We start from the raw sequence: 15982 nt of genomic DNA, 5'->3' as shown, positions 1-15982 counted from the left end.
CGCAGAGTAAGACCGGCATCTCTTCACTCGTTCGAGTCATCTTGTCAGGCCAGGCAGTAATCAGTCATGGACGAATCCCCTGGCATCGACAACCTTTCGCCACAGGATCAGCCACCCTCCTCGGCGTCCAATGGCGAGCCGGTCAGACGATTTGCGTTTCTGCGAAGACGTTGGAAGTCGTCGCTGTTGATCGTGGCCGTGATCGCGGCACTTGTGACTTTGATTGTCCGTCGCTCGACGCAAGACGCAACCAATGCCGCGCGCATCGCCGCCCAAGAAGCGCTCGACGAAGATAGCAAAGTGAAACGCCCGATTGATCCCTTCTCATTCGGACCATTCACACTTCGCCCGAGTGAAACGGATCGCGTCGAATCCGGCATCAAGCCGGGCCATTGGACAACGGGCTCGCTCGAGACCCGCGCGAATTTCGACGATTTCCGCGGCGACCTGGTCACCGAAATGGTGACCCCCACCGGCGACCCGGTCGACCTGGACGGCCAGGCCTTTCGGATGCGCAGCTCGCGTCCGGCGCTCTTGGCGAAAATGCAAAAGAAGATTCTCGATGTAGAAGTCTTCACGCCGACGCATAGCCCCCATCGGCAGATAGCTACCCGCCTACTCTCGTCGGGCGGTCGCGATATGTGGAACGCCCGTGAATTACTTACGCTGGTCCCCAACGAACAATTCTTCTTCGTTGTGTTAGCGCAGCAAGTCGAAGATTATCGGTACCTGCACACGCTTGACTCAATTTGGGCGCCGCGTGGCAGTATCGAGGATCGTGGCGCGCAGGCGCACTACCGCGTGCTGTTGCCCAAGATCACGGCCGCCGCTCCCCTGCCCGAACAACCGCTCTTCTGGACGAACACCGCGGTCGTGCTCTGGGACAGCCTCGATCCCAAGCTGCTCACGCCACCACAGCAACAGGCGATGCTCGACTGGCTTCACTGGGGAGGGCAATTGATCGTCAGCGGCCCCGATTCGCTCGATCTGCTGCGCGGCAGTTTTTTGGAGGGGGTTCTCCCGGCCGGCCCAGGCGACAGTTGGGAAATGGGCACAGACACTTTGGCCCCGTTGGCTCGCGTGTCGCCCGACGATTCGCGCAAACTACAGACTGCTCAGCCGTGGACCGGCCAGCATTTGAATACCGCTGACCGCGCAGCGAATATTCTGGCCGAGGACGACAGCAACCAGGCATTGGTCGCCGAACGCGCCGTCGGCCGCGGTCGCACCGTGGTCACGGCATTCCGACTCACCCAGCGAGATTTGGTCGAATGGCCCGGGTACGACGCCCTCTTTCATTCCCTGCTGTTGCGCGGCACGCCGCGCCGTTTTGTAAAAAGCTACGAAGATAAAGTTGGCGTCGGCTGGGCCGACGGTGTGTTGGACGATTCCGCTCGCGTGTCGCAGATGCGCTTCTTCACGCGCGACGCGGGCCGGTTGGCGATCGCGCCCCCAGCGCTCGATCAAATGCCCTGGAAAGGCGGGCTGCCACCACGCCGCTTCTCGAACAGCGCGGACCCGGCGATGCTCATTTTGCCGAATGCCGGCGAATTGGGCGGCGTCAACGGCGGCGTCGCGGCCTGGGACGATCAAAGCCAGGCGTCGCAAAAAGCGCGCGAGCTACTGAGAGAAGCCGCCGCAATTTCGGTTCCCCGCGCGATGTTCGTGCTCTATATGCTGGGTGCATACATATTCGTCCTCGTCCCGCTGAACTGGCTCGTGTTTCGTTCGCTGGGTCGCGTCGAATGGGCCTGGGTTGCGGCGCCGTTGATCGCCATTGTGTTTGGAGGGCTTGTCGTCCGGCTGGCTCAGTTGGACATCGGCTTCGACCGCTCGGCCACCGAAATCGCGGTCGTTGAAATTCAACCCGAATATGCTCGCGCACACCTGACGCGTTATTCGTTGCTGTATACCTCGCTTGCGACCAACTATTCCGTCGAGATGGCCAGTCCTTCGGCCGTAGCGTTGCCATTCGCTTCTGGCATAAACTTTCCCGTCCGACAATCCCGCGCCACGGTAACACTGCGTCAGGAGCCCGTCACCACGACCGCCGACCAGTACCCGCTGCAACTGACGAACCTCGCCGTTTCCTCGAACGCCACTGGAATGGTTCACAGCGAAGAAATGTATCCGCTCGCGGGACGGCTCCAATGGACCCATCTTGTCGATTCGGACGTCTATAGGCTGCACAATGGCACCGGGCTCGACCTGCGGAAAGTGATGATCGTTATTGATCGAGACAAGCCGTTTCACATCGGCTCCTTGGCCGCGGACGAAACACTCGATATCTCATTGACGGCACGCACCGCAAGGGGAAAGAACGGCGGCGAAAGAAACCTCGTGCCCGAAAAGGAAAATGCAGCCACCGGCCCGCTAGAACTTGATTCGCTAGTGGATCTTGCGCAAAGCGAAGTCGCCGCCGGAGAAGTGCGGTTGATTGCTTGGACGGGCGACGAGTTGCCCGGCGTCACGATCACGCCGGCAGCGACTCAGTCTCGTCGAGCATCGATCGTGGTCGCCCATTTGACTTACGGTCCAGCACTGCCCATTCAGATCGACTTCAACTCCCGGGCGCAAGTCGGCAACGACCTGGTCGACGAGGAAGTTATCGACTTCTTGCGTCAGCCCGCTGAGAATACTCCTTAAACCAAATTGCTGGCCTCTAGCGAGGCCACTGATCGACAGGACATGATCGAACTTATCGACTTCGGCAAGACTTACGGCGAATACGTTGCCGTCGAGTCGCTCAATCTCAAGATCGAGGCGGGTGAGCTCTTTGGCTTCATCGGACCCAATGGTGCCGGCAAGAGCACCACGATCCGCTTCCTTGCCACGTTGCTCAATGCGACGCACGGCGAGGGAATCGTCAACGGCCACAGCGTCACGCGCGATCCGCTGGCCGTGCGCCGCAGCGTCGGCTACATGCCTGACAATTTCGGCGTCTACGACGGCATGAAGGTTTGGGAGTTTCTCGACTTCTTTGCCGTCGCCTACCAGTTGCCGCGCTCGCGTCGCAAACAAGTGATCGGCGACGTGCTTGAGCTATTGGACCTGACCCACAAGCGCGACGATTTCGTGAACGGCCTGTCGCGCGGCATGAAGCAGCGTCTGTGCCTGGCCAAGACGCTGGTTCACGACCCGCCGGTGCTGATCCTGGACGAGCCCTCGAGCGGCTTAGACCCTCGCGCCCGGCTCGAGGTCAAGGCCTTGCTGCGCGAGCTAAGGCGGATGGGCAAAACGATTCTTATTTCGAGCCATATCCTCACCGAGTTAGCGGACTGCTGCACCTCGATCGGCATTATCGAACGCGGCCAGTTGTTGATGCACGGACCGATCGACGAGGTTTACAAGCGCATTCGCCGCAACCGCGTCCTGGAAATTCGCTTTCACGAGCGGATGGACGCCGGCCTGTCGATCATTCGCAGCCGGCCGGAGACGCTCGATTTGCAAATCGAGGGGACCCGGGCTCGCGTCGAAATGGCGGCCGATGATGCCTGCCTGGCCGCATTGCTCGAAGAGCTTGTCGCGGCCGGCGTTCGCATGCATTCCTTCGCGGAACGCGATCCTTCGCTGGAAGATGTGTTCATGCTGGTGACGAAGGGGCTGGTCGCCTGAGCGACTCGCGCTCGCGATCTCCCCGATAAGAGAACAGAGAAACCGCCTGGCTTGTTACGACGAGACCCGGCGACGATTGAACGCGGAAACGGAACACGAGGCGCCGCGCGACCATGTATTTGCGAGAGAATCCCGTCCTTCAACGCGAGCTGCTCGTAAACCTGCGGATGAACCGCGCGTTCCTGCTGCTCCTCACGTACGTATTGCTGTTGAGCGCCGCGGTTATGTTCGCCTGGCCCAAGGCGCAACGCCTCGACATGAGCGCCAATCCCGAGGACGGCAAGACCCTGGTCGAGCTGATCTTCCTCGAACAGTACTTGCTCGCCTCGTTGATGGCCCCCAGCTTTGCGGCCGGCGCAATTACCGGCGAGAAGGAACGCAAGAGCTACGAAATGCTGTTGGCCAGCCCCTTGCGCCCCGAGGCGATCGTGCTGGGCAAGTTGCTAGCCTCGCTGACCCACCTGGCCGTGCTGATCTTCTGTAGCCTGCCGATCGTGATGCTCTGCCTGCCGCTGGGCGGAGTGTCTCTCTACGAGGTACTGGCCGTATATCTGGCAGTGATTCTGTCGACGATCACCTTCGGCATGATCAGCTTGGCCGCCAGCAGTTATTTCCGCCGCACGTCGTCCTCATTGGTCGTGTCCTATCTGCTGGTGCTTCCGTTGGCACTCGCAGGCTTGTTCTTTTGGCAAGCGTTGGCCAACCAGCCGTCGCTGCGGCTACTCGCCTGTGTCACGGTGCTGCCTGCCATTACTCTGCTGATTTGCACGCCGCTCTTTGTTGCAACAAGCCGGCGGTTGTTGCATCCTCCCGACGTCGGCAGCGAAGGGAAAGAAGTCGTCGACGAAGAAGCCGAACAGCGGCAGGCCGTCGGGCTGATCATTCAGCGTGACAAGTTCCCGGACATGCTCTTTGCCCCGGCCAAGCGAGACGACCTGCTGGAAGACGGCGCGAATCCGATCTTCGATAAGGAAATGCGTAGCGAGATTTTCGCGCAGGGGACCCTGATGCTGCGCGTCGTCATCATGGTCAGCATGGCGCTGGCCGTGCCGATGATGGCTGGCTTCCTGTTTTTCTGGCCTGATCAGGCGCCGTGGTATGTCAGCTACGTGATCCTGTTCAATATGTTGGTGGGCCCCGTGTTCTCGGCCGGCAGCGTCACGAGCGAACGCGAGCGAGAAACCCTCGACCTGCTGCTGGTAACCTTGCTTTCCCCCTGGCAGATCCTGTGGGGCAAGTTGGTTTCCGCGTTGCGCGTGGCGACCGTGCTCACCTGTTTTTTGCTGTGGCCGCTGGTGCTGGCGTGCGGACTAGTATCGACATACTGGCCGAACTGGCAGACGGTGCTGGGCTACGTCGCGATCGTTTTGTTGACCTCGGTAACGACATCCACGTTGGCACTCTTCTGCTCAGTCGTTTTTCGCAAGACGTCCGTCGCCATGATGATGTCGTATCTGTTGATGGCTTTGCTCTTCATGAGCCCGATCGCGCTGGTCGAGTTTGGCCGCAGCTTCATAATTGGCGCAACGTCATGGCTTGATGGCGTCGCGTTTCTGACACCGTTTGGCGCAGCGTTTAGTTTGCCGCTGGACCACCGACTGCTCGGCGACCACGTCCGGGCCGGCAACTGGAACGTCTGGTTCGGTTTCGTCGCCTTTGACTTGGCGCTGATCGGCGCTCTCATCGGCGCCATGCTGTGGCTCTTCAAAGTGCGGTGGCGCGTGGCGTCTTAGCGATCGCAGCAACTCGGACACGTTTGCTAAATCGTCGGCGCGGCCACGGCACGGTTCCGCCCGGCCAGCTTGGCCGCGCGCAGGGCCTGATCTGCAGCTTCAATGATCAGAGCCTCGCCCAACCCACGCTGGGGCGAGAAGCAAACGTAACCGACACTGGCCGTCACGGCATCGTCCGAGGGCTCTGCGCGAGACGTCGTCCGCTGCCGCAACCGCTCGACGATCGTGGCCGCAGCGATTTCGCTGATATTGGTCAGCAGAACTCCAAATTCGTCGCCTCCCAGCCGGGCGACCGCATCGCCGCTTCGCACCCCTTGTCGCAAGGCTTGGGCCACCTGCATCAGCACCTGGTCCCCCGCCGAGTAGCCCTGCGTTTCATTGATTTGCTTGAAGTAGTCCAGATCGACAACCGCAAGACAATGCACCACGCCCGCGGTCGCGACATCTCGTAACTGGGCGTGCAGCACGCGTTGCCAGGCGCGGCGATTGAGCAAGCCTGTCAGCGGGTCGGTATCGGCCAGACGTTGCAGCCGCTGGCGATCGCGTCGCTCGCGCAACGCGCGCCGCCGCAGGCGCACGTTCTCCCCTAGCAAACGACAGGCGAGCACGATTTCTCGGGCCGTCGCCTCGACGGGCAAAACGATCGCATTCCGCGCAAGCGTGTCCGGCGAGAAACCCACTGCCGCCGCATCTCCAACGAACACAACCCCTTGACCGTGCCGCGCGAGCAGTTCCTGGCAAGTAGGGTCACTCACCCTGTCGATCGGAACGACCAGGACGTGGGGCGGCCGCTTCCGGCCAAGCTGCCCGCTTGCCCGCTCGCCCGTTACATCCGAGGGCGTTTCGAACAAATCGTTCGCGGCCAAAGCGTCCCGCCAACGAGCGGCGAGCGACACGTCTTCAAGCGAAATCTGCACGATAATAGGTGACTTCCGAGACATCTTGCGCATTCTAACAGGGGCCATGGCGAGGAAAGATGGCATTGCTTGCAGCCCCCTGCCCCGCTGCTAGAATCTGTGCCAACAGTTTGCGCGGCAGGATGCCGACTCTCTGCGCCCACGGGGAACCACGAAATGAGCACCAAGGTCGGTGAAATAAGCGCCGTGCCCGCTGCCTGGACTCGGCGGCATTTGCTTGGCTTAGAAGATCTTTCCGCGGAAGAGATCACGCTGATTCTGGACACAGCCGTCTCGTTCAAGGAAGCAACCGGCGGTTGCAAGAAGAAGCTCTCCTCACTCGCCGGGCGGACCTGCGCGAACCTGTTCTTCGAGAACTCGACCCGCACCCGCACCAGCTTCTCGCTCGCGGCGCGACGCCTGGGGGCCGATACGGTCGATTTCACGGCCTCGGGCAGCAGCCTGTCGAAAGGGGAAACCTTCATCGACACGGCCAAGAATATCGAGGCGATGGGCATCGACCTGGTGGTCGTGCGGCACCGCACGCCCGGTACGCCGCATCTGCTGGCCCAAAATCTCTCCTGCGCGGTGATTAACGCCGGGGACGGTCCCCACGAGCATCCCACGCAGGGTCTGCTCGACATCATGACCATTCGCGAGCAACTGGGAAGCATCAAAGGGCTGACCGTCGCGCTGGTTGGTGATATCGCCCACAGCCGCACAGCCCGCTCGAACATTTGGGGCCTCAAGAAGCTCGGCGCGCACGTGATTCTGTGCGGCCCGTCGACCTTGGTGTCGCCGCTATGGCGTGACGTGGGTGTCGAGGTATCACACGACTTGGATAAGATTCTGCCGCGCTGCGATGTGCTGAACTTATTGCGCATCCAGTTCGAGCGTCAAACGACCATGCCGTTCCCCTCGGTCCGCGAATACGCCCTGCTGTACGCGATGAACAGCGAACGACTGGCCAAGGCCAAGGAAGACATCCTGATCCTGGCCCCCGGACCGATCAACCGCGGCGTGGAACTGACCCCCGACGTGGCGGATGGTCCGCATTCGGTGATTCTCGAACAAGTCACGAACGGACTGGCCGTGCGCATGGCGGTACTGTGGTTGATTTGCGGCACGTTATGAACGAGTGCCTGATGGATTGACTGCATAGCGCAGAATCATCGGGCCTGACTCGATGCTGGTCCCATCGAATTCGATAGTAGTCACTTTAGCCACAGCGAAAGCGCCTTTATGTCACGCATCTTGATCGAGGGGGGACGCGTCATCGATCCCAGCCAGCAGTTGGATCGTGTCACCAACCTGCTGATCGAGGATGGCTGCATCGCCGGCTACGACGTCGCCGCGAATGGGCAGGATCTGATCCTCGACGCGCGCGGTAAGATTGTTTCGCCCGGCTTGATCGACATACATGTTCACCTGCGAGAACCAGGACGCGAAGAAGACGAAACGATCGCCACCGGCACGGCCGCAGCACTAGCCGGCGGATTCACCTCGATCGCCTGCATGCCGAACACCGAGCCTCCGCTCGATACGCAGGCGCAGGTCGAATTCGTGCATCACCAGGCAGCGCTCGCTGATAATTGCAACGTCTACGTCGTGGCCTGCGTCAGCCGAAATCGCGAAGGCAAGGAACTGGCCGAGATTGGCCAGCTTGTGCAGGCCGGCGCCGTCGGTTTCACCGACGACGGTACGCCCGTCTACGACGCCGAGCTAATGCGCCGGGCTTTCGAATATTCTTCGATGTTCGACAAGCCGATCCTGAATCACGCCGAAGTGCGCGAGCTAACCAGCGGCGGCGTCATGCACGAAGGAGCGGTTTCGCTGCTTTTGGGTCTGGCCGGCATGCCGGCCGCCGCCGAGGATGCGATGGTGGCGCGCGACATTCTGCTGGCCGAGGCCACGGGTGGCCGCATTCATGTCATGCACATTTCCACGCAAGGCAGCGTCGAGCTGGTCCGTCGGGCAAAGCGTCGCAACGTGCGCGTGACGACGGAAGTCTGTCCGCATCATTTCACGCTGACGGATGAATGCCTGCGCACATTCGATTCGAATTGCAAAATGAGCCCGCCGCTACGCGCGGCCCGCGACGTGGCCGGCTGCATCGAAGGATTGGTCGACGGCACGATCGACGTCATCTGTACCGATCACGCACCGCATGCCTTGGAAAAGAAAATGCAGGAGCTCGACCGAGCACCGTTCGGCATCGTTGGGCTGGAAACGGCGCTCGCACTGGTCGTGACGAAGCTGATCGAGCCCGGCATCCTGACCTGGCCGCAGGCGATCGCCAAGATGACGATCAATCCGGCCCGCGTCTTGGGACTGGAAAAGGGAACCCTGGCCATCGGCGCCGATGCCGACGTCACGATCATCGACCCGCAACGCAAGTGGCAAGTCGACGCCAGCCGCTTCGCCTCGAAGAGCAGCAATTCCCCGTTCAACGGCTGGAACCTGACCGGCCGTGCTGAAACCGTCCTGGTCGGCGGGCGCGTCAAGTATCAGGCGCCGCAAAACTAGCCAGAGCCTGCCTGTCTTTCGCGCGACTATTCTCGAAAATCGCTGGCATTCCGCAGAGGCCAACTCGCCGCGATTCTTACGTCGCTTTCGCGGGGCGCAGCGCACTTTGGCTGACCACGAATTTCTTCTGGCCGGCACCCGCGATGAACGCCACGGTCGCCGTGCGTCGCAGTCCGCTGCCGGACAGCGCGACGACCTTTCCCAGTCCGTATTCAGGATGACGAACCAACATCCCCTGAAAAAATGCATCCGGTGCAAGGCTCGGTGACAGCGGCGCCGCATCCGCCAACAGCTCGGCGGCCGTCTGCAACGATTTACCATGCCAGGCCGGCCCTACTGGACGCGCCACGGCCGGACTCGGAACCGATTGCTCAGGATCGTGCGACGACGATTGCTCCGAAGCTCCGAAATCGAACGATACGTCGTCCCCTTCGTCGTCCGGCGCGACTTGGCTCACGTCGTCATCAGCGTGACTCGGCGAGTAATTCGCAGCGGCCATCGGATCCAACCAGGTTTCTTCGGTTTGCTCGATTTCCTCCAGCGGCAACTCGAACAGAAACATGCTGGGAATGGTCATGCGACGCAAACCGCGGAACTCGCGGCTTTGCGCCAGGCTCAGGTGCAATTCCTGCTGCGCACGCGTGATTCCGACAAACAACAGCCGCCGTTCCTCTTCCAGGTCGTCCGCCTCATTCCGGCTGCGTTCGTGCGGAATTAATCCGTCTTCCACGGCCACCAAATGCACGACGGGGAATTCCAACCCCTTCGATGCATGCAGCGTCATCAGCGTCACGCGATCGACGTCCGACTCCCAAGCGTCGGTGTCGGAAGTAAGGCTCGCCTCTTCGAGAAAGTCTCCCAGGCGCGAATCGCCCGCGTGCCGCTCGTCGAACTGTCGGGCCGCGGTGAGCAATTCTTCGATATTGGCCAGCCGCTCCTGATCTTCCTCGAGTTCACTGTTGGCCAGGTACTCGCGATAGCCAGTCTCGGCCAGCACGTGTCCTAGAATTTCTTCCACTGAGCCGCTGGATAAGGCCACCAGACGATCGATCATCGCGACGAAGCGTCCCACGACCAAGGCCGTCTTCTTTTGCAGACCTTCGACCACGCCGCTCTCGCGGGCCGCATCGAGCAGCGTCAAGCGATATTGATTCGCGTGCCGCGCCAGTTTCTCGAGCGTCGTCTTGCCGATGCCGCGCGTGGGCGTATTAACAACCCGAAAAAAGGCCACGTCATCGCGCGGATTGTTAATCAGCAGCAAATAGGCCAGAACGTCTTTAATCTCTTTCCGCTGAAAAAACTCCAAGCCGTTCACGATCTGATACGGAATGCCCTGATCCCGCAGCGCGAACTCGAACACGCGCGACAGCGCATTGACACGGTAAAAGATCGCGAAATCGCGAGGCCGGCGGCGGCCTGCCCTTACTTCGGTGGCGATCCGGGCGGCGATCGTCTCGGCCTCGGTCCGTTGGGTTGCATAGCGGACAAAGCGGACCGGAGCCCCTTCCTGGTTATCCGTGAACAAGTCCTTATGCTTGCGGCGCTTGTTGTTGGTGATCAATTGCGCCGCGACGCTCAGAATTCGCTTGGTGCTGCGGTAATTCTGCTCGAGCCGCACGATTTCGACGTCCGGAAAGTCCCGCTCGAATTCCAGGATATTGCTTAGGTTCGCGCCGCGCCAGCCGTAAATCGATTGATCGGGGTCTCCCGTCACAGCCAGATTCGGATAGTCGACCGACAGCGCGCGCACAATCTTGTATTGGGCCAGGTTCGTGTCCTGGTATTCATCAACCATGATGTAGCGATAGCGCGCGTCCAACTCGGTGCGGACCTCGGGATGCTCGTGCAGCAGCGTCACGGTGTGGACCAGCAGATCATCGAAATCGACAGCGCTCGAGTTCAACAACCGCGATTGATACGCCGGGTAGACCCGGGCCACGATGCTGGCCAGCGGATTTCCGGGGCGCGCGGCGAACTGTTCGGCCGTCACCAGGCGATTCTTGGCGTTCGATATCACGGCCGCGATCTGTTGCGGCGTGTAATGCGTCGCGTCGATCTGCAATTCATCGATCGAACGTCGCAAGGCCTGCAAACTGTCCGACGTGTCGTAGATCGTGTAGTTCTCGCGCAGCCCGACTAACGAGGCGAACTCGCGCAGCAGCCGCGCGCAAAAGCGATGAAAGGTGCTGAGCATTACCGGCTGCCCAGGCGCTAGCATGTCGACGCGATTGCGCATCTCGTCGGCTGCCTTGTTCGTAAATGTCAGCGCCAGAATGCTGCGCGGCGGGATCCCCTCGCGGAGCATATTCGCGATGCGGTGCGTTACCACGCGGGTCTTGCCGCTGCCAGGGCCTGCCAAAATCAAGAGCGGCCCCGTGATGTGCTCGACGGCGGTCCGCTGAGCGTCGGTCAGCCCTTTGAACAAATCCTTCAACGCTGCGCCTTTCGTGAACTCAAAATCGGACGAAATGCAGGGCCAACGACCCTCAGAATTATAGGCATTTGCCGCGATTTTGTGATGGGGCTCGCACGCTGTGCCGCCCCCTTGGGAAACATCACCGCACGCGTTTTTGTGGTCGACCCAAGCGCGACGTAACGACACATCATCATCATCGATCGCGCTTCGGACAGCACTCCATTCGCTTGACGTGCTAGCACTGCATTATTACAAGTCGGCAAAAATTGCTAGGCGAAAAGCGCTCTCCCTCGCTATACTCACGCTCGACTTAGTTGCCGGTGACGGCTTCTGGCATGGATGCCGCCGCCCATCGTTAATGCAAACTCTAGGGAGGGAACCCATGACGCGCATTCCTTTAAGCGCCGTCGACGAGAAGGCCAAGGAACTGACCGAACGCCTGGAAATGAGCACCGCCGAGATCGGCCTCTCGGTGCGCACCACGAACTGTCTGGAAGAGCGCGGCATCTTTACCGTGCATGATCTCCTGCAGTGTACGCGCGAAGATTTGCTCAGTATCTCGAACTTCGGCGAGAAAACGCTCGACGAGGTCTACAAGGCGCTGGCCAGCATCGGCTTTGCCCGCCGCTGCAAGCCGCAAGCGGTCCCCGCTTAATACGCGTCAATTCGCGGGCCCACAGTACAAGCGACCAACGAGGCTCGGCGGAGTCGCGGCGAAAGCGTTCGTCGTCCGTCTCCGCCGGGCTTTGTTATTCGTTAATTCAGTTGCTCGCTAATTCATCGGATCGCGGTTTTCCGATCGCTCACGGCTGCGTTTCAAAGCAGCTCAGCCCTTCTTTGCTGCGTACGTAGATCCGGCTTCCCACGATCGCGGGCATGGTCCACGTCTCGCCCTTGGTGAGTTGGCTTGCCCCCATCTCTCGATACGCTTCGGGCCCCAAGCCGAGCACCGTCAGCCGGCCTCGCTCGTTGAGCGCAAACAGCCGCTGCCCCGCCACGATCGGCGACGAATAATACCCCTCGTTCCCGCCCGTCCATAGGGCCTTCCCATCGGCGAGACGCAAACAGGAAAACTCGCCGCCGTCGTTCATGCCGTAAACGTAATCGCCTGCGACAACCGTGCTCGACAGGTAGCTCGACAGGATTTCATTCGTCCATGCGACCTGCTTCGTCCATTTTCCTCCGTCGTGACTAATACGAAGTGCCGTCAGTGGACGGCCGGTTGCCGTAATCAGAACCATGCCAGGCCCAATGGCTGGCGTACTGATACTTTCGTCATATTGAATCTGAAACGGATGGCTCCATAAAAGTGCGCCCGTCTCGGTCGCCAGGCCAACCACGCGTGGCCCGGTCATCACGACGACTTGCACGACTCCGTCGAACTGCGCAATGACAGGCGACGAATACGAAACATTTTCATCAAGCGCCCTCCAGACAGGGCGGCCCGTGTTCTTATCGAAAGCGATAATCGTCCCGCCGCGTTCGCCGCCGACTGGGGTCACCAACGAGTTTCCACTCAGTGTTGGTGAACCCGTATATCCAAAGAGCGGAACCGGCCCCCCTTTGCCGTTCCCCAGCGGCACCGTGACATCGGTCGTGCCGTTCACCCGCGCTTTACCACCCGGCAGCGGGCGCGGCTCGCCAAACATCGCGGGATAGTTGACCTCCCAAATAAGTGCGCCGTCCGTCGCTTTACGGCATTCGAGCCGACCGGCGATCCCCACTGCATAAACCTTGTCCTCGTCCACGAGCGGAGTCGCCTTCGGCCCATTGCCGTGTTGCCGGCCGACCGGATGCGGATCAAAATCGACCGCGTGCCCCTCGGCCCAGATCTCGCGCCCGGTGTCGGCATCAAAGGCCAACATGCGTTCCGTGCCGTCGGTTCGATCGGTAATAAAGACCCGCCCGTCAGCGACGACGGGACTGGACCAGCCTGTGCCGAGCGGCGCGTGCCATAAGCGCTTCGGCGCACCGCTGGGCCACGGATTGGGAAGCGTGTCGGTGCCTAGAACAGCCCGACTGCCGGGGCCTCGCCATTGTGGCCACGTGTGCTGGCCCTGCACTTCCGCAAGCCGATCCGCTGCGATTCCGGAATTGCCCGCTGCCGCCAGGAAAATGAAAACCAGCCCGCAGAGAAATGCCAAACTTGTACAATGGACGCCGCCGTGGCGCAGTTGAATATGGTCCGAATGGCAGGCGATCGAATTTCGGCGCGGATCAATAGATGTCATCGAAGCAAAACGTTCTTTTTCAAGTGCCTTGTCGGGCCGCGCTCTCGTTTTGCCCGGCTTCCTGCTGCGGTAGGGCGTCATTATAGGACGTGCGGCAAGCCGCGGCATAGGTCGCGCAGGTCGCCGGACCGATTCGTCACATTCAGGGCAAATTCGCAGAGGATTTCGAGTTGTTCAGGTGGTCGCTGATCTTCGGGAAGAAACGCGGTGAACGTCGTACGGGATCGACGGTCGCAGGCCGCGCCGCGCTCGGTTTGTTTGCAGCATTCTTCTTCACGGCCGGCATCATCTCGCTCGTCTTCATCTTGCTCAAGTTCTCGATTCCGGAATGGCGGGCGAATCACAACTTTGCAGAAACCACCTGCCAGATCATCAGCACCCGTACCGCCGCCGACAGCGCTGGCGCCAAGCGCCCGGAAATCGAAGTCGCATACACGGTTGACGACCGTCCACAGACCGCTTGGAGCACGTACGACATCGCGGCGGTCTACCAGGCTGATGGCGCTTTCACGGAGAAGATCCTCGAAGAGTTCACGGCCGGAACGGAATGCGATTGCTGGTACGACCCGCGCGATCCGCAGACCGTGGTGCTGGCGCGCGGCTACACCTGGTTCGCCTGGCTGATGCTGCTGGTTCCCATCGCGTTTATTTCGCTGGGGGGCGCCGGCCTGGCCTTAGCCGTGCTGACGTGGGGCAAATCGACCGAGCGCATCGCCGCCACCACGCAAAACACGTCGAATCTTGATTTCCTTTTGCCCACGCCTGCTGCGCCGGCTCAGCCGTTCCCATTCGTGCCCGATCCACATCAACTGAACGACAGCCCCGGCACGTTTCTCTCCTATCGATTAACCCCCGGCACCGCCGTGTGGAGCACCGCAGCCATCGCCGTCGTGTGCGCGATGTGGAATCTGGCCGTGATCGTCTTCGGGCGCATGTGCGTACTGAGCTTTCGCAATGGCGAACGTGACTGGTGGCTGGCACTTTTCCTGCTGCCGCTCGTGGCAGGCGGAGTTTTCAGCCTGATCCTGTTTGTGCGTCGCTTGTTGATCGCCGCGAATATCGGACCAACGCTGGTCGAGATCTCGGCCCATCCGCTGGTGCCGGGCGGAACGTACGAGATCTATCTCTCGCAGGCCGGTCGCCTGGCTGTGAAAAAATTCGATTTGAAGCTGGTCTGCGAAGAGAATGCCACGTACCGGCAGGGGACGAACACTCGGAAATCGACGCGGCGGGTCTTCGAAGAATCGCTGGTATCGCGCGAGTCTTTCAAGCTGGGGCCAGGCGTTCCCTTCGAAGCTCGCGCGCGGCTATTCGTGCCATACGACGCCATGCATTCTTTTAAGGCCGGCCACAATCGCGTCGATTGGAAAATCGTGGTCGCGGGAGACGTCGAGCGCTGGCCCGGGTTCGAACGCACCTTTCCGATCGTCATTCGCCCCCGCAAGCTCGTCGAGGACAACTCGTGACGCTTGCCGAACTCAATCTGTCATTTCACGACGAGCGCACGGAATTCGCGCCTGGCGAAACACTCACGGCCGAATACTTCGCCGGCGAATCGTGCAGCGCCGAAGTCGAAGCTCTCGAGATCTCGGTTCTCTGGTTCACCGAGGGAAAAGGGGACGAGGATTTCGCCGTGCATTATTTCCAGCGCACCGAAACCAGCGAGGCGGCGCCGGTCGACTTTCGCCAACCGCGGCAATTCAGCACCATGCTGCCTAACTCCCCCCTCAGTTACGACGGCGTCATTCTGAGGATTCGCTGGTGCGTCCGGCTGCGAGCCTTCCTGACCCGCGGCAAGCAACTCGTCGAGCAGCGCACCTTTCGCCTGGGCAATGTCCCCGTGGCCCGCGCCGTTCTGCCATGAACGACTCGCCTGCCGATTCGCACGATCGCGCCCGTCAATCGCAGGCTACTGGCGACGGCATTCCCACTAACCCCTTCGCGTCGCGATATATTCGGCCCGGTGCGTTGCCTTACCACTTTCAGCAGGGCGAAGACGCCGCGACTCTCATCGCGCGGCTGCAAGCCCTCGGCTGGTGGGGACAGATAACCGGTCCGCACGGCACCGGCAAATCGACGCTCGTCGCGGCGCTATTGCCCAAGATCGAACGGGCATGCCGTCGCCCGCTTCTCATCACCCTGCACGATGGCGAACGCTCGCTCGTGGCCCACCGTAGGCGCCTTGCGCGGTGCGACGCGGTGACGTTGCTCGTTATCGACGGCTACGAACAACTCTCCCCTTGGAATCGGTTTTGGCTGCGCCGCGCCTGCCGCCAGCGCAAGTGCGGATTGCTGGTCACCGCTCATAAACCGGTAGGCCTTCCAACGCTTACAAAGACGGCAGTCGATGCGGCGCTCGCGCGAAACGTGCTTTACGAATTGCATCCTGCGGCCACGGCCGAGCACGAGGCCGTGCTCTCACGTTCGCTGCTTGCGCACTCCAGTAATCTGCGCGAAGCCCTTTTCGATTTGTATGATTTGGAAGAGTTGCGCAGGCGACGCTGACTCAGATTTTCTCTCTTCCCTGCAGCCTGACGTGACCTAGGGTTAACCGAAGTTCGTATT

The 15982-nt window shown here is 60.8% G+C and carries 12 protein-coding genes; 9 read left to right on the top strand and 3 right to left on the bottom strand.

What is annotated here, in order from left to right; translation table 11 throughout:
- The first annotated feature begins 66 nt into the window (after window positions 1-66).
- From VGN12_13275 to VGN12_13265, 3 genes are all read left to right on the top strand, one after another.
- A complete protein-coding gene (locus VGN12_13275; protein HEY4310417.1) occupies window positions 67-2646 on the top strand; it encodes a hypothetical protein in 2580 nt (859 codons plus the stop codon).
- Window positions 2647-2688: 42 nt separating this feature from the next.
- Window positions 2689-3615: an ABC transporter ATP-binding protein gene (locus tag VGN12_13270; GenBank protein ID HEY4310416.1), complete on the top strand. Its 927-nt coding sequence runs from the start codon at window positions 2689-2691 to the stop codon at window positions 3613-3615.
- Between the two features lie 113 nt (window positions 3616-3728).
- A complete protein-coding gene (locus VGN12_13265; GenBank protein ID HEY4310415.1) occupies window positions 3729-5348 on the top strand; it encodes an ABC transporter permease subunit in 1620 nt (539 codons plus the stop codon).
- Window positions 5349-5374: 26 nt separating this feature from the next.
- On the opposite strand, the gene VGN12_13260 is transcribed toward VGN12_13265, so the two are convergent.
- Window positions 5375-6289: a GGDEF domain-containing protein gene (locus VGN12_13260; protein HEY4310414.1), complete on the bottom strand. Its 915-nt coding sequence runs from the start codon at window positions 6287-6289 to the stop codon at window positions 5375-5377.
- A 132-nt stretch (window positions 6290-6421) separates the two neighbouring features.
- Here VGN12_13260 and VGN12_13255 point away from each other — a divergent pair, with 132 nt between their 5' ends.
- On the top strand, window positions 6422-7378 hold the full coding sequence (locus VGN12_13255) for an aspartate carbamoyltransferase catalytic subunit (GenBank protein ID HEY4310413.1): 957 nt from the start codon (window positions 6422-6424) through the stop codon (window positions 7376-7378).
- Between the two features lie 108 nt (window positions 7379-7486).
- Complete coding sequence (locus tag VGN12_13250) at window positions 7487-8770, top strand: dihydroorotase (protein ID HEY4310412.1); 1284 nt, start codon at window positions 7487-7489, stop codon at window positions 8768-8770.
- Window positions 8771-8846: 76 nt separating this feature from the next.
- On the opposite strand, the gene VGN12_13245 is transcribed toward VGN12_13250, so the two are convergent.
- Window positions 8847-11204 (bottom strand): UvrD-helicase domain-containing protein, encoded by a 2358-nt coding sequence (locus VGN12_13245; GenBank protein ID HEY4310411.1) that lies wholly within the window; start codon window positions 11202-11204, stop codon window positions 8847-8849.
- A gap of 364 nt (window positions 11205-11568) precedes the next feature.
- Here VGN12_13245 and VGN12_13240 point away from each other — a divergent pair, with 364 nt between their 5' ends.
- Window positions 11569-11841, top strand: coding sequence for a DNA-directed RNA polymerase subunit alpha C-terminal domain-containing protein (locus tag VGN12_13240; GenBank protein ID HEY4310410.1), 273 nt, complete (start codon window positions 11569-11571; stop codon window positions 11839-11841).
- A 148-nt stretch (window positions 11842-11989) separates the two neighbouring features.
- Here the strand turns inward: VGN12_13240 and VGN12_13235 are convergent, their stop codons facing one another.
- A complete protein-coding gene (locus VGN12_13235) occupies window positions 11990-13417 on the bottom strand; it encodes a PQQ-binding-like beta-propeller repeat protein (protein HEY4310409.1) in 1428 nt (475 codons plus the stop codon).
- 170 nt (window positions 13418-13587) lie between these two features.
- Between VGN12_13235 and VGN12_13230 the strand changes: the two genes are divergently transcribed.
- The 3 genes from VGN12_13230 to VGN12_13220 are packed head-to-tail and all read left to right on the top strand — an operon-like array spanning window position 13588 to window position 15922.
- Window positions 13588-14883, top strand: a complete 1296-nt coding sequence (locus VGN12_13230) for a DUF3592 domain-containing protein (GenBank protein ID HEY4310408.1) — start codon at window positions 13588-13590, stop codon at window positions 14881-14883.
- Window positions 14880-15281: a hypothetical protein gene (locus tag VGN12_13225; GenBank protein ID HEY4310407.1), complete on the top strand. Its 402-nt coding sequence runs from the start codon at window positions 14880-14882 to the stop codon at window positions 15279-15281. Before VGN12_13230 ends, VGN12_13225 begins: the two co-directional genes overlap by 4 nt.
- Complete coding sequence (locus VGN12_13220; protein HEY4310406.1) at window positions 15278-15922, top strand: hypothetical protein; 645 nt, start codon at window positions 15278-15280, stop codon at window positions 15920-15922. The genes VGN12_13225 and VGN12_13220 overlap by 4 nt, the downstream gene beginning before the upstream one ends.
- Window positions 15923-15982 lie beyond the last annotated feature (60 nt).

It is taken from the genome of Pirellulales bacterium, from assembly GCA_036499395.1.
Lineage (GTDB): Bacteria > Planctomycetota > Planctomycetia > Pirellulales > JACPPG01 > JACPPG01.
This window is presented reverse-complemented; position numbering and strand designations above follow the sequence as displayed.